Raw genomic sequence first — 24,591 nt, 5'->3', positions numbered from 1 at the left:
ACGACAAGAACCACTGGCTATAACAGCACCTACAAGCAAGCAGGGGTTTCGTGCTTCGTATGACAGGAAAGTGCTAAATTTAAAGTTCAGTTCTTCGTAGGAAGTTTAGTGCTAAAAATCCCTGCCTGCGTGTAGCTGCAAAACGTTATGGCTCATGAAAGTAAGAAACGACCAACCGACCAACCTTCGTAAAGAAAATCACCTAGTACATCAAGATTTTCAACACATTGGTGAATAAGTGGTCTCCCAATCCAATAATGAGCGGTAACTTTTGACGATTTTTTAACCATCAAAAGTTTTACGGTATGTTTAAGTTTATTTTTTATTGATTTTTTTGATTTCCTTCTCAGAAAATGTAAATTCTCAATGTCTTAATAATGCAATAAGCGCAGCTTTTAAATTCGAGTGTGTTGCTGGTACGCCTACTGGTGCTCGTTTGGGTATTGATAGTGTTGTTTTTATAGTCCCAAATAGTGGTTCGTATTTTGCGGTAGCTGGGGCTTTAATAGAGATATTTAAAAATGGAGTCCCATTTCCAAGCGGAATTTTTATCCCAGGAGATGAAGTAAAAATTAAACCAATATCAACTGGGCAGGGAAATATTAGTTGGGTAGGTAATCAAAACGGATGCGCTGCCAGTGGTGCTGTAAATTTTGATATTTGTGTGGCTGCAATGCCTGTAATTTGGCACTCACCAACATCTGCCATTATTAAAAACGAAACAACCCAAATCACTTGGTCTGTAGCCACCCAAATCAACAACGAAAAATACATCATCGAGCATAGTCCAAATGGTAGCAATTTCTCACCCATCGGAGATATACCAGGCGATGGCACCTACAACGCAACAAAACATTATGAGTACATCCACACATCGCCATCCTTCGGGATGAACTACTACCGCATCAAACAAGTGGACTTTGATGGTAAGTACAGCTACAGCGATATAGCCAGTGTGAGATATGATGAAGACAGCAACATAAACATCTACCCAAATCCCGCCACATCAGAAGTAACCATCACTACATCTGAAACAACAACACTTCAAATCATGGATGTGTACGGCAAACTATACAAACAACAAGACATCTCCGAAGGACAAAACACCATAAATCTGTCTGAACTTCCATCCGGAATCCTTATCTTTGTGGTCGGAGACCATAGATATAAGGTTTTGAAGAAATGAATTTAGAGAGATACAATACTTTAGTTACTGATGATGTTCTAACTTTTAGCTTTACAAGTGTTGGACCTAAAGGCTATATTCAAAAACTTGTAATCTATCAACATGTTGAAGGACCATTATACAACCTTGCCTTTGGTGATAGAAATGGAGCATTAGGAACAATCGACGATCTAATAATTACCGATAATAAAGATACGGAAAAGGTATTGGCAACGGTTGCTTCAACAATTTTCGATTTTTTTGCCACATATTCTGGTACTGTTGTATTGGCCCAAGGTAGTACTCATTCAAGGACAAGGCTCTATAGAAGGTATTTGACAATGTTTTTTGACTTTATAGATCAAGAATTTATACTTTATGGCGAACTAGATGGCGAAATTGAACGTTTCATAAAAGGGAAAGATTATAGAGCATTTTTTATAGCTAAAAAGTAAAATCATGTTAAAAGAAAGTCCAAAAAAAGTAAAAATAATGGGAAAGGTTGATAAAAACCTTACAGAAGAATTAAAAGGCAAACAACTCTTCGTTGAGAAACTGCAATGGGCAAAAGAGTTCGTAAAAGATCGTGACATAATGAAGGAACTAGAAGAAGCAGATAAAAAAGCAAGAATCACGAAGCCATAACACAGGCTACCATGTACATGACTCCTATCGTCGTCACGTCAGGTAGCCAAAACGTTACTGGTCATTAGAAGAGATCAAAACGGGATGAAGATTAAGAGATTTAAAGATTGCCAAGCGGGACGCAGGAGATAAAAAGATTTTAGAATTTTGATTTGTGGGTTGGTCAAAAGAGTTACCTTTGAAAAACAATAAAAACGACCAGTAACAATGCACTGGACGTACAGACTCCCTACCGGTCGTCCGTCGCCAGTGCTAGGCGTTCTCTGCAACCAAAAAAAAAAGAACATGAAAAAAGAAATTATCGCAATGTTTCTTGTTGTCCTGAGCTTGAATGCTATTGGGCAATCAACAGAATTTGGAATCAATCTGAATTCAGGTTTTTTTAGATATACAGGTGAATCAGCAGAAAAATCTGAACAAATAAATTACAACCTTGACAAGGAAGATGGTTATACTAATAATCCCTATGGAAGCAAATATGGATTTTCCTATGGCATATCGGCAAATATTAGAAGAATTACCAAATCAAATTTAAGATTTGGGATTGATTTAGGGTATGAAATTTTGAGAAGCCGAATCGATATAAATTCAGTATGGCAACATAGTGATAATATCAATGAAACTGTATCGGCAAGTGGTAAAACGAATTTGAATTCAAGTTTTGTTAATGCTTTTCCAAGTTTTGGTTATCAATTTAAAAAGTCATCGATGGTTTTATTTTTTGATTGTGGATTTGATTTGGGATATTGTATCAACGGAAACGAAAGAGGTACTGCACAATCTGAATTACGAGAATACGAAACCAGCAGAGAGAGAAAAACTATTGAATTCGATTTTCGTCCCCGAATTCAAATCGGAATCCAAAAAAATAAAATAGGAGGATACATAGGATATTCGAAGGGACTGATAAACTATAAATCTGGGTTTGATGGTGGAACAAATGAAGCATATAGCGAAATGATAAGAATGGGATTGACATATAAAATCTAAAAAGAAGACAGCAGAGAACAAAGGCTTGCTGTCCATGCCGCCGAACAGCCAACCCGCAAAGCCAACGCACGGCGGCACGGCAGCAAGCCAACCGTTACTGGTCATTAGAAGAGATCAAAACGGGATGAAGATTATGAGATTTAAAGATTACTAAGCGGGACGCAGGAGATAAAAAGATTTTAGAATTTTGATTTGTGGAATGGTCAAAAGAGTTACCTTTGAAAAACAATAAAAACGACCAGTAACAATGCACTGGACGTACAGACTCCCTATCGGTCGTCCGTCGCCAGTGCTGGACGTTAGTGGCAAGCGTAAAAAGACACCTTACACAGTGAAAATAAAAAATATTTTGACCCTGACTGTGATTTTTTGACAGTCGTTGCGAATAATTAGGTAAATCAAGTTTCACTTTTAATAATTCGCAAAATGAGAATGACAAAAATTATTTCAATCGTAACACTTTTTCTATTTGTTACAACCGCTTCGGGACAAAGCATCCTGCACGAATATTTCAAGGGAAATAAAGATAGTTTGGTTATAGAGGCAACCAAACTTATCAATATGCCTGAGCCTTCTTTTAAGCCTTCCCAGCAATCGAAAATTGACCCAGAGACCATAAAAGAGATGGGCTTTGAACAGGTTTATAAATCCAACGACTACTACTTCACCGTTAGGGACAAAAGGAAAATATTTGCTTATCTATTGCCTAAAAAAATCAGAAAATACAATTGTTCTTATTCACGGTGTGGCAAGTACTGCATATTTGTATAATAAGACAGCAGGATTGTTGCAAGAGGCAACACAAGCGGAGGTTTTTGCAATTGATTTAAGGGGACACGGAAAGTCAGAAGGCAAGGCAGGAGATGTAGACTACATAAATCAGTATGTTGATGATTTGGCAGACATTATTAAAGAAATCCGTAAAGAGAAACCCAATGGGAAAATCATCATTGCAGGACATTCTATGGGTGGTGGCGTTGCCTTGAATTATGCACTGCAGAATAATAAAACAAAAGTTGACGGATATTTATTGTTTGCACCACTTTTGGGGCACAATTCACCCGCTATTCCGCAAACACCACCAACGGAAACAAGTGAGTCGGAACCTTTTATGAAAATTCACTTTACGAGAATAATTGGATTAAAAATGTTCAATGAAATTGGTAATCATTCCCACGACAGTTTGCCTGTATTGTTTTTTAATTTGCCTGAAAATATGCCATTAAGAAAGTACACATATAGAGCAAATATGAGTATGTCACCAGACAACTACAAGCAGGGTTTAAAATCGATAAATGTTCCAATGTTAGTTTTGATTGGCAGAAAAGACGAGGCTTTCAGTGCGGGAGCAATGAAAAATGCTGTAACAGAGTACAGTAAAGCCGAAGTACAAATCATAGAGAACGTTACGCACACCGGTATTAGGCATAACTCACAAGCATTTGAGTTCATAAATAAATGGTTTACGGCACTATGATAAGTAACCATGAACAAAAAATAAGTTTCATCAAATCATTGAACAACACAAGGGCGTTTTGTTTAAGATTGCCAAAGCCTATTGCCGAAATGATGATGAACGGCAAGACCTTTTACAGGAAATGATGATACAAGTTTGGAAATCGTTGCCTAAGTACAATGACACTTTTGCTATCACGACTTGGTTGTATCGTATTTGTTTAAATGTTTCTATTTCATTTTATAGAAAAAGTGTAACAAGACAGCATATAAATATTCCATTGGTTGAGGAACTTACATCAATCAGAGAGGAAGAAAGTACTGAGAAGCAAGAACAGTTAAGCCTTTTAGAGAAGTTCATTTCTGAACTCAACGAACTTGACAAAGCCCTAATGTTTCTGTACTTAGAAGATAAAAGCCACTCTGAAATATCGGAGATAATGGGGTTAACTGTAAGCAATGTAGGAACAAAATTGGGACGTATCAAGGAGAAACATAAAAAGAAATTTTCACAATTCAATTCATAAAACAATGAACGAAAAAGAATTAAAATTACTTTGGCAATCAACTAATGAAAAATTGGAAAGTAGTCTCAAAGTAAACAAAATAAATACTGAAGAAATAACGAGGTTGAAATCCCAAAATGTTCTTGCTTCAATGAAACCAATAAAAATTATGACGCTTATTGTAGGTATCATTGGGAGTGTAAGAAAGATTGTGTAAACTAGTATCAAGGAGTTAGGCTTCCATCTGTGGGGGGTACCCCCCACAGATGGAAAATTTTTTAATATGTTTGTGCGACCAAGTACAGACACATTTTTTAACCTAACAAATTTAATAGTTATGCAAAGTAACAAATTTAATCTTAATCTCTCTGAATTTCTTCAGGATGTCAAGTCTCTTAATGATTTTGACAATGTTATGAATGGTCTTTACAAAGATGGCATTCAAGAACTTTTAAAAGCTGAACTAAGTCATCATTTAGGCGAAACAAACCTGTTTTTCTTGCTTTCTGCAACAATACAAGTATTGCTTACTGCTATTGCCATAGGTGTTTATGTCTATCAATTGGCCCTTATAAACAGCATAGATTTTAGTGAGCCTGTACTGACTATTCAGGAAAAAATATCAAAACTTAAAATATCTACTCTAAATGTAACCCGACTGCTTTTTTTACAACTTCCATTATGGACTACTTTTTATTGGAATGCTAAAATGTTTGTAGCCGAAAATTGGATGTTATGGATAATGCAAGGAATGATTACCTTATCATTCGCCCTGGTTGCTTTGTGGTTATTTTTCAATATCAAATATGAAAACCGAAACAAAAAATGGTTTCAGTGGATTTTTAGAGGTAAAGAATGGCAGCCTATTCTTCAATCTATGGAGTTGCTAAACCAAATTGACAACTATCAAGAACAAGACGAAGTAAACACCAGCCGCTAACAAGGTATTGCCAAAAGCGGGGCTGAAGGAATTCTTTTGAACTTTTTGTTATATTTGAATACCGAGATGAAAAAAAAAACAACAGAATACCACATTCGATAAAGAAAAATATGATTACCCACCAGCAAAACCAGTTCTTTACAGTAGCAAATTAAAGATAAGATGTCAAATCTTTTTAAAATCAACATGAAATAAAATATCCTGCCTATATTTGACATTAAATTAAGCCGAAAGACACCATTGAGAGCCAATTCAATTGAAAGCGTTACCCTTATTCCCTGCACCGGCTTCGTTTATCCCGTTGGAAAGAATTCCTACGGGATGAAACTTGTAAAGTTGATGAAGCCTTTAGAAATATTTGCCAATTCCGGCTTTGGTAGTAAGGCTTTCATCAACTTTCCTTTGTGTTAGTGGCAAGTGTAACGAAACAATCTATAAGATAAAATAATGGTAACAAATTCAAATCTTCATTATCATATAATCAAAGGAATTATTGACAACGGTTTTGCACCAACAGTTGCAGACCTTACTGAAACTTTGCAAGCAGACAAGGAACAAGTAATTAATGGATTATACGAACTGCAAGACTATCACGGTGTAGTATTGCACCCAAACGAACCCAAAATATGGGTAATACATCCTTTTTCATTAGCACCGACAAATTTTTATGTGCAGACAAAAAATATGCAATGGTGGGGAAATTGTGCTTGGTGTTCATTAGGTGTTGCGGCATTGCTCAACCAAGACGTGAAAATAACGACAACAATCGGAGCAGAAACAAAACAAATTGAAATCAATATTGTGAATGGAGAAATTCAAGAAAAGAATTATTTCATTCATTTTCCAATACCAATGAAGAATGCTTGGGACAACGTAATTTACACTTGTAGCAATATGTTGATATTTGAAAATGAAGAACAAATTGACAGTTGGACAATACGACAACATTTCAAAGGGTGACATTCAGCCCATTGAGAAAATTTGGGCGTTTTCAAAAAAATGGTACGGAAATCATTTAAACCCAAATTGGACAAAATGGACAATTGAAGATGCAAAACGAATTTTTGGAGAGTATGAGCTTGAAGGTAAGATTTGGAACTTAGATGCCTCAAAAGAAAGATTTTGACGATGACCAAAAGAACACCAGCCACTAACATCGGTTGCCAAAAGTGGGGCAAAAGTACAAACCTCAACATTTGGAATTCCAGGTGATGGCACCAGCAACAGGACCAAACACTATGAATACATCCACACATCTCCATCCATCGGCATTAACTACTATCGAATTAAACAAGTGGACTATAATGGTAAGTACAGCTATAGCGATATAGTAAGCGTAAGATATAATGGCAATGGAGAAACCAGTATTTATCCAAATCCTGCATCATCAGAAGTAACCATCACGACTACACAACCAACATCCGTGCAAATCATGGATGTTTATGGTAAAGTACTCAAAAACCAGGATATCTCTGAAGGACAAAACACCATAAATCTGTCTGAACTTCCATACGGAATCCTTATCTTTGTGGTTGGAGACCAGAGATTTTAGTACGTAGGATTTGATATAATCCCAATAAATCTTCACTTTTGATATTTTGAATCCAACGTACTTAAGGTTTTGAAGAAATGAATTTAGAGAGATACGATACTTTAGTTACTGATGATGTTCTAACTTTTAGCTTTACAAGTGTTGGACCTAAAGGCTATATTCAAAAACTTGTAATCTATCAACATGTTGAAGGACCATTATACAACCTTGCCTTTGGTGATAGAAATGGAGCATTAGGAACAATCGACGATCTAATAATTACCGATAATAAAGATACGGAAAAGGTATTGGCAACGGTTGCTTCAACAATTTTCGATTTTTTTGCCACATATTCTGGTACTGTTGTATTGGCCCAAGGTAGTACTCATTCAAGGACAAGGCTCTATAGAAGGTATTTGACAATGTTTTTTGACTTTATAGATCAAGAATTTATACTTTATGGCGAACTAGATGGCGAAATTGAACGTTTCATAAAAGGGAAAGATTATAGAGCATTTTTTATAGCTAAAAAGTAAAATCATGTTAAAAGAAAGTCCAAAAAAAAGTAAAAATAATGGGAAAGGTTGATAAAAACCTTACAGAAGAATTAAAAGGCAAACAACTCTTCGTTGAGAAACTGCAATGGGCAAAAGAGTTCGTAAAAGATCGTGACATAATGAAGGAACTAGAAGAAGCAGATAAAAAAGCAAGAATCACGAAGCCATAACACAGGCTACCACGGACATCTCGCCCTATCGGGACGAGCCGTCAGGTAGCCAAACCGTTATCTCGGATTAAAAAAGATTACAAAAATTTGAAAATGTTCCACAATTAGTTAACCTTGGATCATGGAACAAATTCGAAAATTGATCTTCTTTAAAACTTACTTCTTTGATTTTTACGAGAATCAGGAACAGAAAGTAAAAGAGAAGATGGATTTTGGTCTTTTCCTGTTACAATATGTCAAACAAGTTCCTAGCAAACATATAGGCTCAACACAAGAAAAGAATTTGTTTTATTTAAGAGTTAAACAAGGATCAAATATATACAGAATATTTTTTTGTTTTGATGAAGATAAAATTGTAGTTATAATGAATGGATTTACAAAGAAAACACAAAAGACACCAACAAAAGAAATAAACAAAGCAATTACAATTAAAAAACAATATTTTAATGAAAAATAGCAAACAGATTACAACATTCGAAGAACATTTAACAAGGCAATACGGACAAATTGGCTCTGAGAAGAGAACGGAATTTGAATCCAAAGCAAAGTCATTTGTAATAGGTGAACTTTTAAAAGAAGAACGCCTTGAAGCAAATTTAACACAAGAAGAATTGGCTGATAAAATTGGAGCGAAAAAGAGTTATATATCCAGAGTTGAAAATGGAAAGACTGACATTCAAATATCGACACTTTTTAGACTTTTTGAATTTGGACTTGGCAAACGAATAAACATAATAATTGAATAACCCCGAGATAACAACGGCTTTGACGACAGATTCGCTATCGCTTCATCCGACGCAAAGCCTATCCGTTATGTAGGATGAGGAATATCCCAAAAAACACTTGACAACTATACCAAATATTGGTATCTTTGTGAAAAAATGTAGAAATGTCAAAGAACACATCAGTAACCTTAGGGGAACATTTTGAACAAATCATTGAAAAAAGCATAGAATCTGGTCGGTATTCTTCTGCAAGTGAAGTTATTAGAGAAGGACTAAGACTTGTAGATGAAAGGGAACAGAAAATTAAGATTCTTAGGGAAGCAATCGAAGCGGGAGAAAAAAGTGGTTATGTGAAAAATTTTGACCCAGTAAAACACTTAGAAAAACTTAATCAAAGTTACAAAAAATGAAGCTTAAGTTTGAAATAAGCGAATTTGCATTAGAAGATTTAGATAATCTATGGGAATATACGGTTGAACAGTGGTCTAAAGAACAAGCGAACAAATATTACAATGAGATATTTTCGGCAATAGATAAAATTTGTGAAAACTCAGATATCGGGAAACCTATCGACGAAATGAAAAAAGGACACAGAAGAACTAATGTGAAATCTCATATGATAATATACAAAGTAAAAGGATCAACAATTTACATAGATAGAATATTACATCAAAAAATGGATATCGAAAAGAATCTGAATGAATAAATCACCCTACATAACAATGCACTGGACTACAGACTCCCTATCGGTCGTCCGTCGCCAGTGCCAAACCGTTATCTTGGATTAAAGCGAAAAATACAATTGAATAATTCATTATTTTTAAATTACTCTACCTTCAATATTCCTCTCAGCCTGATATCTTTTGATGATGCCCCTATCATGATACGAAAATCTCCCGGTTCTACCACTTTTTTCATATTAATGTCGTACATCTGTAGGGCTTCAGGGGTAATTTCAAATGATACCGTTTTGGATTCTCCTGGTTTAAGGTGGATTCTTTCAAATGATTTTAACTCCATCACAGGTCTTGCAAGAGAAGCCAGTTCGTCCCTGATGTACAACTGGACAACTTCATCTCCTGCTAAGTTTCCAGTATTGGTTATCTTACAACTGACGGTTACAGTTTCATCTTCCTTAATGACAGATTTGCTCAACTTCATATCACTGTAGTCAAATGTAGTGTAACTCAAGCCATAACCAAACGGAAAGAGTGGCTGACCTGTGAGATTGATATAGTCGTCTCCTCTGCCTGTAGGTTTGTGATTATAAACCAAAGGTAGTTGACCTTCAAAGACCGGAAAAGTGATCGGCAACCTTCCGGCAGGATTATAATCACCAAACAGCACATCGGCAATGGCACTTCCACCATCTTCACCGGCGTACCAGTTTTGTATTATAGCGTCAGCCTTATCCATCCAATTGCTCATAGTGATAGCTGATCCTCCGGTAAGGAGGACAATTATCGGCTTACCTGTGGCAGCAATTCTCTGGATGAGTTCTTCCTGTCTTCCGGGCAGACGCAGTGACGCCCTGTCCTGAAACTCTCCTTCTTCGATGCCCACTGATATGATGGCGAGATCGCTTTTTGATGCCAATTTTACAGCATCTTCTATTTGCTTACTGTCTGAGTCTTTCACTCCGACATTCCATATCAGTTTGAACCATGCATTGCCCACAGGCTCTGCATATTCTATCCTGATGTCATACTCTCTTCCGGCTATAAAGTCAAATTCAGCTACTTTTACTTCTCTGCTTCTCTTGATTATATTGTCGATAAGTAGTTTTCCGTTGAGATATAATCGATAACCGTCATTGCCATCGATGCCTATTTTGTATCTGCCGGTGGTTGGAGATTTGATTTTTCCAGACCATTTTACAGAATAAAAATCATAAGAGAGCTTTTCCGGATCGGGCGAAAAAAGGGTCCATTGGAAGTTTACTTTTTCATCTATCCGAGTAAATACCGGTTTTCCGCTGAAAGTGACATTATTGAAATATTCTGCATACAGTCCGACAAGTTTATTCACCTCTTTATTATTTGAAAGGTACTTACCCGGTACTACTTCATATTTTTCAGAAGTTCGTTTACAACCGTAACTGTAATTGACTTTGATATTATTTCCGGCTTTGTTTTTTATGCCTGTCAGTAGGGAAACTTTATTATTTCCCGGACCGCTGTAACCACCCAGTCTGGCTTCATCAGCATCGGGACCAATGACAGCTATCGATCGGACGTTTTTGGACAAAGGCAGGATTTTTTTATTATTTTTGAGCAATACCATGGACTCCAAAGCCGCTTTTTTGGCAAGTGTACGATGGTCAGTATGACCATTCCATTTTTTAGCTTCATCGGGATCGGAATAAGGATTTTCAAAAAGTCCCAATTCAAATTTTTTCTTAAGCACACGAAATACTGCTGAATCAACCACACTATTTTTTACATCACCGTTGAGAAAAGGAGTAGAAAAAAGAGATTCGTGGTCGATACTTGTCTGAAAAATGACATCCAGTCCATTGGTGATAGATTGTGTGGTGGCGTCAGCATAGTTTTTGGCCGTAAAATGAAGTACATTGGCACCGCCCGTAGCACCTGCATCAGAGATCACAAAACCGTCAAAACCCCATTCTTTTTTCAATAGTTGATTGAGCAAAGCATCATGAGCTGTACAAGGACTGCCATCATAAGAATTGTAAGAAGTCATCACAGATCTTGAGCCTCCGCGCTTAAAACATGCCTCAAACGGCGGAAGATAAATTTCACGCATGAGCCTGTCATTCCAGTGGATAGGATAAGAATCGCGACCACCGTCACCTACATTGGCTACAAAATGTTTGGGAGTCGTTATGATTCCTTTTTTTTCAAATGCCGATACAAACGCCACTCCCATTTCTGATGCCAGATACGGATCTTCACCATAGGTCTCTTCTGTGCGGCCCCATCTCACATCCGAAGCGATATTGACCACGGGTGATAATATCTGCCGTATTCCTCTCGTTTTGCATTCCTGAGCTATGGCATCAGCTATTTGATGGACCAGTTTTTTATTCCAGGTGGCTGCCAGTGCAATAGATTGTGGAAATGCTGTAGCTCCATCGCGTACCAACCCGTGCAATGCTTCATCAAAAGGAATAAGTGGTATTCCAAGTCGGCTTTTCTCAAGAAAAAACCGTTGAAGCTGGTTGATTTTCACCGCTGTTTCATACGCATTGGCACCCGGATCGTATTGGAGAATCTGTTGTGCCGCATCACCACTTTTGCCGGCAGTATTCACCTGGAATCCAAAAATTCCGGCTTTGTATTTATCTTCCATCCCCGTAATATCACCCGGTATCATAAACAATTGCCTGAATTTTTCTTCAGGGGTCATTCGTGTCAGAAGGTCTTTCGCCCTTTTTCCAGCTGATGATGACGGGTCTTTGTTTATCTGAGCTGAAGAAAATCGCTGCCCCAGGAGCAGGGTTATAATTAAAAAATACTTTATTGGCATCCTTTGTTGGATTTTGATCAAAAGTATGATAATTGAAGCAGAAAAGAAGCGAATTTGGTTATTTAAATTGCCAGTAACCTAAATTTTTAGCAGGTCAGTATAGTATAATAGCTTTAAAAAAGAAGTTGAACTTTTTCAAATTTTTTAGCACAATAGTGTGTAGATGTATGATGGGAAGCCAATAAAATCATATATCTTCTTGTTTGATATCGATTTATCAATAATTATACTGCCCCATCGATTTTTCATTTCATTTAACTTCCTGCGATTTTTTTCATGCCTTTACAAAGTCAATTGTGATAACGACGTATATATTAACCAAATTAAATAAAGGTCTACACCCAGTCCGATAAGTAATCCCCTTTGTGAATAGTTTTTTGGATCTTGAAATTTGATATACTGAATGTCAAATGTATTTATCTTTTGCAACCCTTGTAGCGTTTCAATGATTAAAATTGTCCTTGTAGGAATTTCTCCGGATACGATCAAATCATTAATCTTGCTAAAACTTGTATTTGGAGAGTCTATGTTATTCAATAGGCACATTTTTATATTATTTTTATTATCTTTCAATATTGCCTTATTCTGGTCAAAACCTTCAAAAATGTAAGAGTAAGTTATATTTTTACTCTGAATAGCTGTGTTACTTTTAATAATTTTAAAGCTGATATCTTCTCCAGGATAAGGCATGTCGAAATCAAGCAATAACTTTGAACATTTCTCCAGATAAAGTGCTGTGTATTCATCAAGTGGAACAAGGTCGGTACCTTTAAAAACACCCTGTAAAGTATCTGCAGTTTTTAATATTATCATTACTTTTTTATCCCTGCCTATTTTATGAATTTCTCCACCAGAAACCAGAATATCTCCTCTTGTTTTCATTTTACTCCCAACTAACATACTAGTGATACTACACCCGTTTAAAAAAATGATGATGATCAATGGGCAAATAATCAATAAAGCACCTGAATTAGCAACCCAAGATCTCTGATGTGTAAAGTTTGTTTTCAAAATATTTGTTTTTTAAATTCCATAATGAAGTATTTTTTCAATAATAGGTTTAAGAGTATATTTAAAAAACTTCTTAGTTGTAAATCAATAGATTAAGGTTCTGGCAAAAAAAAATCAACTAATTTAACAAGCTAAATAAGGCGATTGAAGTCAGATTTATAACACATTGATTTTAAGGCAATAAAAATTTAAACATACTCTAAATTGAATAATATACAAATGTTACTTTTTTTTGTGAAAAGAGCAATGATTAAAATCATGAAGTACCATGATGTTAAAGCATCAAAATATTAAGATTGGGAATATATCTGAGCTAAATTAAGAAAATCGCTGCCCCAGGAGCAGACTGATAATTAAAAAATACTTTATTGGCATCTTTGCTGGATTTTGATCAAAAGTATGATAATTGAAGCAGAAAAATAGTGAATTTGGTTATATAAACTACGAGTAACCAAATTTTTAAGCAGTTCAATATGATAGTTTTAATAAAGAAGTTGAATGTATCCTTATTTTTTCAAAAACAGGAGTAATGTTTTCAAGCCAAGATATCGCATCAGGTTTTCACCTCAATTTGTAAAATAAATGGGCTTAAGTATCCAGATAAGGAAGGTTTCGATTCACTCATCATGGTCGGTGAATTTTTCACCTGCACTGATGGATACCAGCAGTTTATTTTCTTTTGTTGGTAGCGGGCAGGTAGCATAAGGCGTAAAAGCGCAGGGAGGATTGTATGCTCTGTTAAAATCAATGATCACTTTGTTGTTGGTATCAGGGCCATCAGCTTCTAAAAATCTTCCACCGCCATAGGTCTCATCACTATTAGTCTCATCACCGAATACAAAGGATAATTTTTCCAATGTTCCCGTTGCATCTAAACTCATTTCTTTGCCATCGATAAAAAAGATCACTTTACCTGGTGAATTGTGTACATATGGATGACCTGTAGCAAGCTTGATATCAATCTTTCTACCAGGAGTAGGCACAAATCTGCCTTCCACTATCAGATTTTGATTCAATGGAAAATATTCTATTCCTTTAAAATTTTGCAAATATTTGCCTTTAAAATCTTTTAACCGGATACCGAAATCTTCTCCCCTTTGAATGATAAACCATCTGAGCTCATGGTGTGTGACTACTATAGGAGATCCATTTACCGGATAAAGCTTTGTCTTGGTAGCTGGTTTGTTTAAGATATATACATCTTTACTATCCAAAGGATCATACCAGACTTCTCCATTTTTTAAGGTTACTTTAACAAGAGAACCAGCTGTATTTTCTGTATCAAAATGAATTTTATTGGATTTATCGCTGCCAATAGTACTTTCTCCTTCCTTCAGCCAAAACAATCCAGCAAGGTTTAAATACCCCTGCTCAGATTTCAATTCTTGTACTCTTTCGCTTTTCCAAATCTCATATTTTTTTAGATATTCTTCAGACTGTGCTGAAGCAACAAAAAGCTGAAACCAACAGCATATGAAAACACAATATTTTTGATAGCGCATAATTTAATTTTTTATAGTGAGAAATACTTTATCGTCTGATGTCACCCATCAAGTCTTCCAAAACCACTTCCTCTTCACAGTAAATATCGTAATGAGCGCAACAATTCCTGTAAATAGTATGCCTTTAAAAGTACCGGCCAAAAAGTTTTGATTTAACATCTCCCAGTAGGTTTTTAAACCGGTGATGCTCAAGATTGGTAGCAGTAACAGATTTCCCGCTACGTAAGCGACCATGGGATTTTTACCGGTAAGTGCCAGGAAGTGAATGGGATTTTTCCATATTTTTGTGTCAGATAACTGATTGAAAAAAATCAAACAGAAAAATGATAATCCTGTAGTCACAAAATAATAACTGTATGTGGACACATCTTTTTTGATGCCCCCTTCATACGCTTCGAGAAAAAGGCCAAGGATCAAAGCATAGCTTCCAGCCTGCACAAACCACTTCGTGCTACCTGTGATATTTTCTTTATGTACGGCAAAAAGAGCAATACCACAAAGAATCACTGAAATCAAAACATTCATTTCGAGTAGTCTGGTGTACAATCCTATCAAATTACACACGATCAGCAATAAAGAAATCCAGGTTACAAATATTTTATGTTGACCCGAAAGTACCATCTGAGCTGATCTGTAACGTATCATCCACTCTCCCGCAAATGTCCCCGGGATAACTATAAAGAGATATTTTAAAAAATAAAATCTGTACATCCAATCAAATTTATATCCTGCTATGTTATTGAAGTTAAACAACTCTTTTGCCCAACCTGATGCAGGTTCCTTGGCTGCCACAAACACTGCAAAAATCAATGGCAAAATGGCCAACCTGAGCAATGGTTTGTCATGAGTAAAATAATAAATCAAAGTTCCAAAAAGCGCCATATTGCCGAGTAGCATGATGATGATATCACTTTTGTAAAGGTCAAATCCCCTGTAATTTTGATGCCAGATTACCATCATAGCTACCGAAGCTACTAAGGCCATAGACATGATAAAAAGACGGATTTTCTGATGGTTTTTTGATTCATAAAAAACAGCGAACAAAAGACCAAATGATACCATCGACATGAGATGTTCAGTCATTCCGGGATTTTCAGCCAGTACCCACGCCTTCATCTGATGAGAAAACAATGCAAAAAAAGTAAGCAGTATAAATCTTCTGAATGCCAATTTTATCACAGGAATTGGTCCTGAATTTTGCTGAATATACTTGTTGAGTGCCAGGGGCATAGCTGCACCCATAGAAAACAGAAAAAATGGAAAAACCAAATCTACCCAGGTAATTCCAGGGATTAAAGGGTCAAACTTAAACGATGGTGGAGGCACCTGTGCGTGAAACATCCAGCCAGGCATCACATCGCTGTAGGCTATGCTACCACTCAATACCATACCCAGGATGGCTATTCCTCTGAGGGCGTCAAGACTTTCATTACGTCTATTCATAAACTGTCTTTATCTAAATTATAGTGAACAGAAAATATTCTGCGAAAAATCTATATCATAATGTATTGTAAATTAGTTAGTTATGATAATAAATATTCGAAATCAATTTTCTTTTTGGCATAAATCTTTTTCTTTTTAAATCAATGCGCCCATATTTCCGCAGCCATATAGGCAAAACTTCCCCATTGACTGCCACGAATTACCTGCTCAAATATTTCTTTAGCTTTAGCCTTATCTCCTTTAAGTCTGTAGTAATTCCCCAGGCCAAAACCAGCAGTGGCATTAGTAAGTGTGTTGTTGTCCTTTATCAGATTTTGCAACATGTCATCGGCATTCTGGCCACCTTTGTACAGCAATAAAATCTGGAGGTATCCTTCATTTTCTATTAGTTCCATATTTTTGTGTATAGTTGCCAGAAGATTTGCAGCTGTTTTTTCTTTTTTAAGTTCCCTGAGGGTGATAAAGTACCAGTTGGCTGTGGCAACGTACATATCCGGATTTTTTGATACTTTAAGGCATTCCCTGTACGCTTTTTCGGCATTTTTAAAATCTTTTTTGAGATAGTATGCTAACCCAAGATGGTACCATATATTGGATTGTAGGGTGCTGGTAGGTATATTTTTGGCATTGGGTATACCATCCGGTTCGACTTCGTCTTTTTGATTTTTTATCAGGTAGGTAGCTTTGATGAAATCCGCAATAGCTTTGTCCACGCACCTTGTGGTCAGGTATCTGTGACCTCTGTGTCTGAACATGCGGGCATCGTATGGATGCAGCAAAATTCCTTTGGTAAATATCTCAATGGCTTCATCATACCTGCCGAGGTAAGCCAATCTCCTGCCATACCATATGATGGCGTCAGCATTTTTGACATCGGTTTCATAGTTTGCTTTGGCTATTGCCAGGTCGTTTTCTGATTTTTCCCTGGCAGTTTCAGAAAAAGTAAGTGAAGGGTAGGTGGTACTACCACAAAATGTGATCTGACCATGGAGTACCATTTGAGTCAATAATAATGTAAATAAGATTATAATTCTCATCTCTTTGTTGATTTAAGCTATGTTTAATTTTTTAAAATAAGCATGACGTAAATGTAAATATTTAAATTTGATGTAATAAAAAATTCCAAATAATTATTGATTTTAAAATCTAAGTTACATCTTTATCTCAGGCGGTATCAAATAATACAATACAGGTGTCACCAATCGACTCAACAGAGTACTACTGATCAATCCACCTATCAAAACTATGGCTAATGGGCTGATAAGAGGTGAGCTTTCGAGAACTAAAGGTGTCAAGCCACCTATAGCTGTCATTGAAGTCAGTAAAATAGGTAAAAATCTAGTTTCGGCACCATCCATTACAGCTTCGTAAAGGTTCATACCCTGTTCGCGGAGACCATTAGTATAATCTACCATAAGAATGGAGTTTTTGATTTCGATACCTACCAATGCTATAATACCTACTGTGGCTACAAATGACATAGACTCACCTGCTATGTACAAAGCTACTAATGCCCCGATGATACCCATAGGAATCACACTTAAGACTATAATAGTCGACTTGAAGGTACGGAACTCCAGTATTAGTATGGCCAGTAAACCAAATACAGTAAGAATAATGATGGTACCTAGGCCTCCGAAAGACTCTTGTTGTGATTCACGCTCTCCAGCAGCGACCACTCTATAACCTTCAGACATGGTCACCTCATTATTAATATCATCTAATATCTCGTCTGTAAGCTTGCTTACATTAACCCCATTTTGCACAAAACAACTGACCAGTGCATATCTTTCTTTATTGAAATGTCTGATGATAGATGCTGATGGTCTTAAAGAAATTGATGCCATGCTTTTTAAAGGTATAAGTGAACCGCTCATAGATGTGACAAAAACCTTATCAAACATTTGAAGGGCATTTTCAGTATTTTGGGATAGAGAAATTTTCATTTTGAATTCATCGCCTTCGGAATTGCTGATTTCACCTATCTGCAGTCCTACTATGGCAAGCCTTACAGTCTTAGCTATCTCTGCACTACTGATTCCGTAAAGGCCTGCTTTCTCTCTATCTACATCTACAACGATATCTGATTTTACATATTTTAAGTCGTTGCGCACATACATGGATCCTGACTTTTCTTTCATTAGCTTCTCCACTTTAGTACTTAGGATGTCTAAAGTATCCAGATTATTGCCCATGATCCTCATTTCGATAGGAGCGGATATTGGTGGACCTTGCTGAAACCTTTTGACTTCGATCTTTACACCTGGAAAACTGGCAAGAGCACTTCTGGCTTTGTCTGCAAATCTGATAATATCCGGCACTTTAGTTTTTTCGTTGAGATAGACAATGATTTGACCGAAATTGGCAGAGTTTTGTCGTTGAAACTCATTGTAGTATATTCTTGGGTTACCCTTGCCAGCATTGGCACTGATGTGATCTATTTCTGTAAATGTCAAAAGCTTTTGCTCTACCTTACGGACAACTTTGTCTGTGTGGGTAAGATTAGATCCTGGTTCGGTTTCGATATCGATAGTGATAATGGGTTTTTCTGATTCTGGAAATAAGCTAAAACCCAATACAGGTATCAGTAATAACGACATCATAAAAATAGCAGCTGCAAAGACTAAGGTAACCAGTTTATGAGACATACACCATTCCAATAGTCTTTGATAAGGATTATTTACATATTTTTTTAATGCATTAAAGAAAAAATTTCCATCACCACTGGCAGCATTTTCGTGGGATTTGAGTAAGATGGATGATAAAAATGGAATGATCGTAACAGATACAAAAAGTGATGCGATTACCGTCAGCATGACAGCCATGGGCAAGGGTCGTATAAAATCACCTGAGCCTTCAGGAAGATTGGCCAATGGTAAAAAAGCCAAAATCAAGGTAGCAGTACAACCCAAAATCGCTACCATAATGTGATTGGTAGCAGAAACAGCGGCTTCACGCGCAGAGATGCCTTTGCGCATATATCGCTCTATGTTTTCTACCACTACGATACTATCATCTACTAGCAATCCCAAGGCAACTACCATACCTACTATACTCAATTGATTGAGCGTATATCCTAGTAAATCCAACATAAACAGACCAATGCTCAATGACAATGGAATAGAAATCATCACCACAATAGATGCTCTTGTACCCAATGGCAGCAAGGTCAATAATACCAAGAATATGGCTATGGCAAAATCTCTTCCAAGGCCGGACAATCGGTATCTTACTCCTTTTTCCTGATCAAAAGCGTTTTCTAAAGTGATTCCTTTTGGCAATTTCTCTTTGAATGCAGAAAGAACTGTTTCTAACTCTTTGCGAACAGAAATAATGTTTTTTTTGTCCTTCATAGCTGAGTTTATCCAAATGGCTCGGCGGCTATTGTGCCTAGCGATATGGTCAGTTGTCTCTTCGGTATAGTAAATGGTTGCTATCTGGCCCAAAGTGACTGTCTTACCCTGAGGAGTAACTTGTACGATAGTAGATTTAATGTCATCAATGGTCTTGTATTCAGAGGTGGTTTTGATGTTATACTTTTTTTGACCTAGATCAATGTCACCACCAGGTATGTTGATATTGTTAGCTTGGATCAGCCCTATGACTTGATTTAAGCCTAATTTCATTGCTGCCATTCTATCTAAATCCAAGTCTAGGTGTATCTCCTTTTCTGGTGAAGCTTGAATTTCTGCCCATTTGATGTCCTTAATACGTTCTATATCTTTTTCGAGATTTTGTGCAAGATCTTTCATCAGCTCCATAGAGGCAGTATCAGAAACTAAGGCAGATTGTAATATGACGACGTCACTCGATGCAGCCTTTTTGATATCAAAACGAATGATACCTTCTGGTAATTCGGGTCGTATTTTATTGATTTCTCTGATGACATCATTGTTTTTGGATTCTACATCGACTCCGAAATTAAACTCAGCTAGCATGACTACAAGACCGTCATTAATTGTGGTGTTGATTTTTTTAATGTCGGCCAATTGATACAACTCTTCTTCTATCGGGTCTGCTACGAGTTTTTCCATATCTGCAGGATTGGTACCCGGATACACTATTACAATAGAAAATATCGGTGCACCAAAAGGAGGATCTTCGGCTCTAGGCATATTAAAAAGTGCATTAATACCCAATACCATAACGGCCGTAAAAATGACCAAAGTAAACTGCCAATTTTTTACAAAAAATTTATTAAAACCCATGTTTTTTTTATTTGGTGATCTTGTGATTTAGTGATTTTGTGATTTCCATCTGATGTACTCTTTGTTCGACATTCGGTTGTTCGAATCATTCAAATAATTCTGTTGTTCAAATAATTCGGTTGTTCAAATTAATACTCTACTGGATCTCCTTCTTCTAAATACATAGCTCCAGTGGTGATCACGTTGGTGACGCCATCAAGACCTGAAGATACTGCCACTTTATCACCTAATAATTTAGCTATTGTAATTTTGGTTTGCTTGGCTTTACCATTTTCGGCAGTAAAAACGTATGCAGATTGACCATTAGATTTTATCAAGGCTTCGATAGGTATGACCATAAAATTTTCCTTCTTTCCTGATGTGATGGACAGATTTGTGATCAATCCGGCAGCTAGATTTGCAGGTTGGCTTACGAATTTGATTTCTACATCAAAAGTACCACTTGCACTGCCACCAACAGACGATTTTTTGGAAACCATTCCTGCAAAATTTTGACCAGGATATGCGTCCAATTTAATATTGACTTTATCATTTTTCTGTACTCTAGCCCAATCTCTATCTGTAAGACCTGCTTGTACGACCCAGTCACTTTTCCCTATTCCAAGTATAGCATAAATGGGATTGCCTGGACCAGTAATCTCACCGCTATACATGATTTGTTTGATTATTTTTCCTGAGATCGGAGCTCTAACTTCAGAGTATTGTTTGTTGAAATTAGCAATTTCTGAAGTTCTTTTGGCTACTTCATAAGCCGTAGATACATTTTGATACTGCTCTAATGTAGCAACACTATCTTTATAAAGATTGCCCACTCTATTTTTATCGCGAATTGCTTTTTGTAGTCCTTCTTCTGCTTGTTGCACTTGAGCATTGATTTCTTGCATTTCCAGAGTGGCCAATAGTTGGCCTTTGGAGACGATATCTCCTTCTTTTATATAAGTTTTCTTGATGACACCACCAGTTTTGAATGAAGGCCTACCTTCTGCTTCACTCATCACGATACCTAGTACTTCGATGATATCAGACTCAGTGATGGTATCTATATTTTGTATCTTTACAAAGTTTGAAGCCTTTTTGGGTGTTGGAGATGGTTCATTTTGATCTTGTTTACAAGCAAAGAAACAAAGACCTAAAATAGCTATTGAGATATTTAATATTTTCATGGTGATAGGTTTGAATTTAATTATTGAATAGGAAAAATGGCTGTTGCATAAATATATTCTGCCCACTTGATCCAGGCATTATTTTTAGCTAAAAGATGTTGCATTTTTATTTGAGTATATTGGGTTTGTGCATCTACCAACTCTATGTATCCGGCGGTTCCTTCTTTGTATTTGGCAAATACTTCATCATAAATTTTCTGTGTTGCCTTGATTCTGGTTTCAAAGATATTGGCTTGTTTGATCGCAGTATTGAGATTTTCTTTGGCTACATTTTGTTGAAGTTTTATTTGGTTTTCGGCTTGTAAATACATGGCTTCAGTGGCCATAATTTCAGCTTTAGCGGCTTGTTTTCTATGGTGATGCTTTTTACTATCATATATGTTCATATCCACATTGATTCCGAGTAAAGCATAAGGCTCCCATCCAAAATCAAAATCCTGACTTCCTGCATCCAATTGTGCACCTATTTTGGGTAAGTAATGTTTTTCTTCTCTTTGAACTGCCAGAGATTGCATTATGGTAGCTTGTTTAAGTTGTAAAAGTTCTTCTCTGTCCGCAATATTATCCAAGACTAAAGTAGGAATACGATTAAATCCATCCAAGCTAGGAATACTACCTGTTTCATTTATACCTAAAACAAATCTGAGTGTATTTTCAGCATTTTTTTGATTGGATAGGGCTTCGGTTTTTTGAGATAAAAGTTCTGCTGATTGATTTTCTAATCGCGACATTGCCGTTGGTAAAGCTTTGCCATTTTTGATCATACTTTGAGTAGTGCGTTTGGCTTCATTAAGAAGTGTGTCCGCTGATAGGTATATATCTATGGCGTTTTGAGTCATGGCATATTGGATATAAGCTTGCATAGTTTGTTTGCTAACCAAACGCTTGAAAGCTTTGATTTCCAGATTTTTTTGTTCCAACATTTCCATTTTTAGTTTTTTGTTGATGGCCAAATCTGGATAGTAGATAGCTTGGGTCACTCTAAATCTGGCATCATAAAAATTATTGGGCAAAAATTGCTCATTGACATTGGATATCTGTGGGAAGCTATTATTTTGAGTAATCTGATTGAGTGTACTGTACACCGGATTGAGCAAATCTCCTACAGGAAAAGCAATACTTCTACCACCTGCGGCTAGGGTATATTGGATTCCAAATTTTACATCTGGCCCGTACATTGCCTTGGCTTCTAGCCAGGACTTGGTAGCGCTTTCGAGCTGAAAATTTTTAGCCTTCAGCTCGTGGTTGTTTTCCCAAGCCATATTTACTATGGGCAAAAAGTCTTGGGCTACTGCCATATTTACTCCAAAGATGAGTAATAATATTATATAATGTCTGGACATATTTTATGTGTTTGTTTAATGAACACTGTTTATTTTAATATAAAAAAATTATTTTCTAAATACGGTTAGGATGATTGCATCCAATGTTTTGGTTATCAACTCAGAGCTATTATTTCTCTGTACTATTTCTAATCTTTCTGTAAGGGATAAATTTACTAAGCCGTGAACACTACTCCATAGATGTAAAGCCAAAATATCTGATTCCAAATCCTTGATTTCCAACTGACTGATCGCTTCTTGACATGTTTGAGTCAAAAAAGCAAACATAGCCATACCTTGGTCCCAATCTTCACAACATTTTTCGATGTGTTTCATAGGCTTATCAGAGTTGAACATGAGTTCGTACCAATCTTTATTTTCTAGTCCAAACTTGATATATGCATGGCCAATGCTATGTATCCTTTTGATCGGATCTTTTTCTGCATATGATGGCATCATGTATTCATTCATCACACCAAAACCCATTTCCATCAATTCGTGCAAAATAGCATCTTTATCTGGAAAATAGAGGTAGATAGTCGCCGGACTATATTCAACTTCATCTGCTATTTTTCTTATTGATAAACCATCTTGACCTTGTGCCAACAAAATTTTTCGCGCAGCATCCAGAATTAAATTTTTAAGTTCTATTTTCTCTCTTTCTTTTCTTTCTGTGAGACCCATATAAAAGTAAATTTAAATTACAACGCAAATTTAATAAACAGTGTTTAGTAAATGACCAATGTATATATATAAACGTCTTTTTATTCGACGAAAATCATAGAATTAGTCAGCTAAGAAGTAAACTTAGCCTGTTGAATCCAAACCAGGTAGACATGTTTAGATATAATATTGGCGTTGTTCCCAGTTTTGAAATAATTCTGTAAAAAAAGTATTGTTGCTATTTATATTTTTTGGATTCGACTCACAGAAGAAATGGCCATAATGTTTTGTTAAGGTTAAATTGACAGAGCACTAGTTTTTGACTGTAGAGTTAAGGGACAATGATTAGTTAGGGATTTTGTGAAGCCGTTTTCTTCTTTGTCAACAAGAATACTATTTTGTAGAAATTAAACGTAGCGTATATCACCTTTATGTAGTTTTTTTACACGGGCTATATCACTTTCTGATCAACATTTTGAATGGGTCTTCAGATGTATCAAATTTGTCAAGATTATATTTTTTGATTTTCTCAACCAATTTTTGCGCATAGTTTTCATCAGTAGCGTATCCACAGACTTTCAGACCGTATGCCCATGCCATATAATCGGTATTTTCATAATCAAAAAGCATAGCGTACCTTTCTGTTTGTGCCAAAAAATTGGATCTGTCAATGTATGAGTCAATGTCCCGCTCATAAGCCCTGAAACATGATTCTATCAACTGACCTTTTTTATTTAAATCATCATCTTTGTGATAATATGTTCTGCCGGTCCAGTAGGTTTTACATTTTATGCCAAAATGATTATTGGCTTCAGTAGCAAGTTTGCTTGTGCCGTAATAAGATTCGTGCAATCCCTGTGCCAAAGTGATACTCGCAGGTATGCCTGTACGATACATCTCCACGATGGCAAGCTCTTTGTAAGCTTCTACATATTTCTCAGCTGCAGATTCGGGATTAAAATCAAAAGATAAAAAACCTGTACACAGGCACAATACCAATACTCTTCCTAAAAACATGCTGCAAAATTGAATTTCTTTTAATACAATTCCAAATCCCGTGCCAAAAAACTAATATTAAGCATTTAAAAAACTGAATCTATATTTTT

General features: G+C 36.3%; 25 protein-coding genes and 1 pseudogene. 16 read left to right on the top strand and 10 right to left on the bottom strand.

What is annotated here, in order from left to right; all coding sequences use genetic code 11:
* Nucleotides 1-325 precede the first annotated feature (325 nt).
* From IPK35_24260 to IPK35_24185, 16 genes and pseudogenes are all read left to right on the top strand, one after another.
* Entirely contained in the window at nt 326-1,186 is an 861-nt protein-coding gene (locus IPK35_24260; protein MBK8056297.1) for a T9SS type A sorting domain-containing protein, read from the top strand.
* Nucleotides 1,183-1,620: a hypothetical protein gene (locus IPK35_24255; protein MBK8056296.1), complete on the top strand. Its 438-nt coding sequence runs from the start codon at nt 1,183-1,185 to the stop codon at nt 1,618-1,620. The genes IPK35_24260 and IPK35_24255 overlap by 4 nt, the downstream gene beginning before the upstream one ends.
* Nucleotides 1,621-1,624: 4 nt before the next feature.
* Entirely contained in the window at nt 1,625-1,810 is a 186-nt protein-coding gene (locus IPK35_24250; GenBank protein MBK8056295.1) for a hypothetical protein, read from the top strand.
* A 285-nt stretch (nt 1,811-2,095) separates the two neighbouring features.
* Nucleotides 2,096-2,800 carry an outer membrane beta-barrel protein gene (locus IPK35_24245; protein ID MBK8056294.1) on the top strand — a complete coding sequence of 235 codons (705 nt, stop codon included), beginning with the start codon at nt 2,096-2,098 and terminating at the stop codon, nt 2,798-2,800.
* Nucleotides 2,801-3,431: 631 nt separating this feature from the next.
* Nucleotides 3,432-4,277 carry an alpha/beta fold hydrolase gene (locus IPK35_24240; GenBank protein ID MBK8056293.1) on the top strand — a complete coding sequence of 282 codons (846 nt, stop codon included), beginning with the start codon at nt 3,432-3,434 and terminating at the stop codon, nt 4,275-4,277.
* A gap of 34 nt (nt 4,278-4,311) precedes the next feature.
* Nucleotides 4,312-4,782: a sigma-70 family RNA polymerase sigma factor gene (locus IPK35_24235; GenBank protein MBK8056292.1), complete on the top strand. Its 471-nt coding sequence runs from the start codon at nt 4,312-4,314 to the stop codon at nt 4,780-4,782.
* Nucleotides 4,783-4,786: 4 nt separating this feature from the next.
* Nucleotides 4,787-4,978, top strand: a complete 192-nt coding sequence (locus IPK35_24230) for a hypothetical protein (protein MBK8056291.1) — start codon at nt 4,787-4,789, stop codon at nt 4,976-4,978.
* Between the two features lie 120 nt (nt 4,979-5,098).
* Complete coding sequence (locus IPK35_24225) at nt 5,099-5,701, top strand: hypothetical protein (protein ID MBK8056290.1); 603 nt, start codon at nt 5,099-5,101, stop codon at nt 5,699-5,701.
* A 447-nt stretch (nt 5,702-6,148) separates the two neighbouring features.
* Nucleotides 6,149-6,827 (top strand): annotated as a pseudogene (locus IPK35_24220) (alkylmercury lyase family protein).
* 168 nt (nt 6,828-6,995) lie between these two features.
* A complete protein-coding gene (locus IPK35_24215) occupies nt 6,996-7,253 on the top strand; it encodes a T9SS type A sorting domain-containing protein (protein MBK8056289.1) in 258 nt (85 codons plus the stop codon).
* A gap of 77 nt (nt 7,254-7,330) precedes the next feature.
* Complete coding sequence (locus tag IPK35_24210) at nt 7,331-7,768, top strand: hypothetical protein (GenBank protein ID MBK8056288.1); 438 nt, start codon at nt 7,331-7,333, stop codon at nt 7,766-7,768.
* A gap of 38 nt (nt 7,769-7,806) precedes the next feature.
* Entirely contained in the window at nt 7,807-7,959 is a 153-nt protein-coding gene (locus tag IPK35_24205) for a hypothetical protein (protein ID MBK8056287.1), read from the top strand.
* Between the two features lie 121 nt (nt 7,960-8,080).
* Nucleotides 8,081-8,416 carry a type II toxin-antitoxin system RelE/ParE family toxin gene (locus tag IPK35_24200; GenBank protein ID MBK8056286.1) on the top strand — a complete coding sequence of 112 codons (336 nt, stop codon included), beginning with the start codon at nt 8,081-8,083 and terminating at the stop codon, nt 8,414-8,416.
* Nucleotides 8,406-8,705, top strand: a complete 300-nt coding sequence (locus IPK35_24195) for a helix-turn-helix transcriptional regulator (protein MBK8056285.1) — start codon at nt 8,406-8,408, stop codon at nt 8,703-8,705. The genes IPK35_24200 and IPK35_24195 overlap by 11 nt, the downstream gene beginning before the upstream one ends.
* A 143-nt stretch (nt 8,706-8,848) precedes the next feature.
* Nucleotides 8,849-9,094: a type II toxin-antitoxin system ParD family antitoxin gene (locus tag IPK35_24190; protein ID MBK8056284.1), complete on the top strand. Its 246-nt coding sequence runs from the start codon at nt 8,849-8,851 to the stop codon at nt 9,092-9,094.
* The gene (locus IPK35_24185; GenBank protein MBK8056283.1) at nt 9,091-9,390 is read left to right on the top strand and encodes a type II toxin-antitoxin system RelE/ParE family toxin; all 300 of its coding nucleotides are present in this window, start codon (nt 9,091-9,093) and stop codon (nt 9,388-9,390) included. Before IPK35_24190 ends, IPK35_24185 begins: the two co-directional genes overlap by 4 nt.
* 119 nt (nt 9,391-9,509) lie before the next feature.
* Here IPK35_24185 and IPK35_24180 read toward each other — a convergent pair whose 3' ends face one another.
* The 10 genes from IPK35_24180 to IPK35_24135 form a co-directional block, all read right to left on the bottom strand.
* A complete protein-coding gene (locus IPK35_24180) occupies nt 9,510-12,053 on the bottom strand; it encodes a glycoside hydrolase family 3 C-terminal domain-containing protein (protein ID MBK8056282.1) in 2,544 nt (847 codons plus the stop codon).
* A 402-nt stretch (nt 12,054-12,455) separates the two neighbouring features.
* Nucleotides 12,456-13,184, bottom strand: a complete 729-nt coding sequence (locus IPK35_24175; GenBank protein MBK8056281.1) for a hypothetical protein — start codon at nt 13,182-13,184, stop codon at nt 12,456-12,458.
* A 617-nt stretch (nt 13,185-13,801) separates the two neighbouring features.
* A complete protein-coding gene (locus IPK35_24170) occupies nt 13,802-14,686 on the bottom strand; it encodes a DUF1684 domain-containing protein (protein MBK8056280.1) in 885 nt (294 codons plus the stop codon).
* A 48-nt stretch (nt 14,687-14,734) separates the two neighbouring features.
* Nucleotides 14,735-16,129, bottom strand: coding sequence for a DUF5009 domain-containing protein (locus IPK35_24165; protein MBK8056279.1), 1,395 nt, complete (start codon nt 16,127-16,129; stop codon nt 14,735-14,737).
* Nucleotides 16,130-16,269: 140 nt separating this feature from the next.
* On the bottom strand, nt 16,270-17,166 hold the full coding sequence (locus IPK35_24160) for a tetratricopeptide repeat protein (protein MBK8056278.1): 897 nt from the start codon (nt 17,164-17,166) through the stop codon (nt 16,270-16,272).
* A gap of 114 nt (nt 17,167-17,280) precedes the next feature.
* Nucleotides 17,281-20,337: an efflux RND transporter permease subunit gene (locus tag IPK35_24155; protein ID MBK8056277.1), complete on the bottom strand. Its 3,057-nt coding sequence runs from the start codon at nt 20,335-20,337 to the stop codon at nt 17,281-17,283.
* Between the two features lie 128 nt (nt 20,338-20,465).
* A complete protein-coding gene (locus tag IPK35_24150; protein ID MBK8056276.1) occupies nt 20,466-21,500 on the bottom strand; it encodes an efflux RND transporter periplasmic adaptor subunit in 1,035 nt (344 codons plus the stop codon).
* 20 nt (nt 21,501-21,520) lie between these two features.
* Nucleotides 21,521-22,843, bottom strand: coding sequence for a TolC family protein (locus IPK35_24145; GenBank protein MBK8056275.1), 1,323 nt, complete (start codon nt 22,841-22,843; stop codon nt 21,521-21,523).
* Nucleotides 22,844-22,891: 48 nt separating this feature from the next.
* Nucleotides 22,892-23,506, bottom strand: coding sequence for a TetR/AcrR family transcriptional regulator (locus IPK35_24140; protein MBK8056274.1), 615 nt, complete (start codon nt 23,504-23,506; stop codon nt 22,892-22,894).
* A 435-nt stretch (nt 23,507-23,941) separates the two neighbouring features.
* Nucleotides 23,942-24,502 carry a glucosaminidase domain-containing protein gene (locus IPK35_24135; GenBank protein MBK8056273.1) on the bottom strand — a complete coding sequence of 187 codons (561 nt, stop codon included), beginning with the start codon at nt 24,500-24,502 and terminating at the stop codon, nt 23,942-23,944.
* Between the last annotated feature and the right edge of the window lie 89 nt (nt 24,503-24,591).

Source organism: Saprospiraceae bacterium, assembly GCA_016713025.1.
Taxonomy (GTDB): Bacteria; Bacteroidota; Bacteroidia; order Chitinophagales; family Saprospiraceae; genus OLB9.
This window is presented reverse-complemented; position numbering and strand designations above follow the sequence as displayed.

Coding starts and splice junctions, on each gene's coding strand:
- IPK35_24255 (MBK8056296.1), top strand. CDS start 1,183: ATGAATTTAGAGAGATACAATACTTTAGTTACTGATGATGTTCTAACT.
- IPK35_24250 (MBK8056295.1), top strand. CDS start 1,625: ATGTTAAAAGAAAGTCCAAAAAAAGTAAAAATAATGGGAAAGGTTGAT.
- IPK35_24245 (MBK8056294.1), top strand. CDS start 2,096: ATGAAAAAAGAAATTATCGCAATGTTTCTTGTTGTCCTGAGCTTGAAT.
- IPK35_24230 (MBK8056291.1), top strand. CDS start 4,787: ATGAACGAAAAAGAATTAAAATTACTTTGGCAATCAACTAATGAAAAA.
- IPK35_24225 (MBK8056290.1), top strand. CDS start 5,099: ATGCAAAGTAACAAATTTAATCTTAATCTCTCTGAATTTCTTCAGGAT.
- IPK35_24210 (MBK8056288.1), top strand. CDS start 7,331: ATGAATTTAGAGAGATACGATACTTTAGTTACTGATGATGTTCTAACT.
- IPK35_24205 (MBK8056287.1), top strand. CDS start 7,807: ATGGGAAAGGTTGATAAAAACCTTACAGAAGAATTAAAAGGCAAACAA.
- IPK35_24200 (MBK8056286.1), top strand. CDS start 8,081: ATGGAACAAATTCGAAAATTGATCTTCTTTAAAACTTACTTCTTTGAT.
- IPK35_24195 (MBK8056285.1), top strand. CDS start 8,406: ATGAAAAATAGCAAACAGATTACAACATTCGAAGAACATTTAACAAGG.
- IPK35_24190 (MBK8056284.1), top strand. CDS start 8,849: ATGTCAAAGAACACATCAGTAACCTTAGGGGAACATTTTGAACAAATC.
- IPK35_24185 (MBK8056283.1), top strand. CDS start 9,091: ATGAAGCTTAAGTTTGAAATAAGCGAATTTGCATTAGAAGATTTAGAT.
- IPK35_24180 (MBK8056282.1), bottom strand. CDS start 12,053: ATGACCCCTGAAGAAAAATTCAGGCAATTGTTTATGATACCGGGTGAT.
- IPK35_24170 (MBK8056280.1), bottom strand. CDS start 14,686: ATGCGCTATCAAAAATATTGTGTTTTCATATGCTGTTGGTTTCAGCTT.
- IPK35_24165 (MBK8056279.1), bottom strand. CDS start 16,129: ATGAATAGACGTAATGAAAGTCTTGACGCCCTCAGAGGAATAGCCATC.
- IPK35_24160 (MBK8056278.1), bottom strand. CDS start 17,166: ATGAGAATTATAATCTTATTTACATTATTATTGACTCAAATGGTACTC.
- IPK35_24155 (MBK8056277.1), bottom strand. CDS start 20,337: ATGGGTTTTAATAAATTTTTTGTAAAAAATTGGCAGTTTACTTTGGTC.
- IPK35_24150 (MBK8056276.1), bottom strand. CDS start 21,500: ATGAAAATATTAAATATCTCAATAGCTATTTTAGGTCTTTGTTTCTTT.
- IPK35_24145 (MBK8056275.1), bottom strand. CDS start 22,843: ATGTCCAGACATTATATAATATTATTACTCATCTTTGGAGTAAATATG.
- IPK35_24140 (MBK8056274.1), bottom strand. CDS start 23,506: ATGGGTCTCACAGAAAGAAAAGAAAGAGAGAAAATAGAACTTAAAAAT.
- IPK35_24135 (MBK8056273.1), bottom strand. CDS start 24,502: ATGTTTTTAGGAAGAGTATTGGTATTGTGCCTGTGTACAGGTTTTTTA.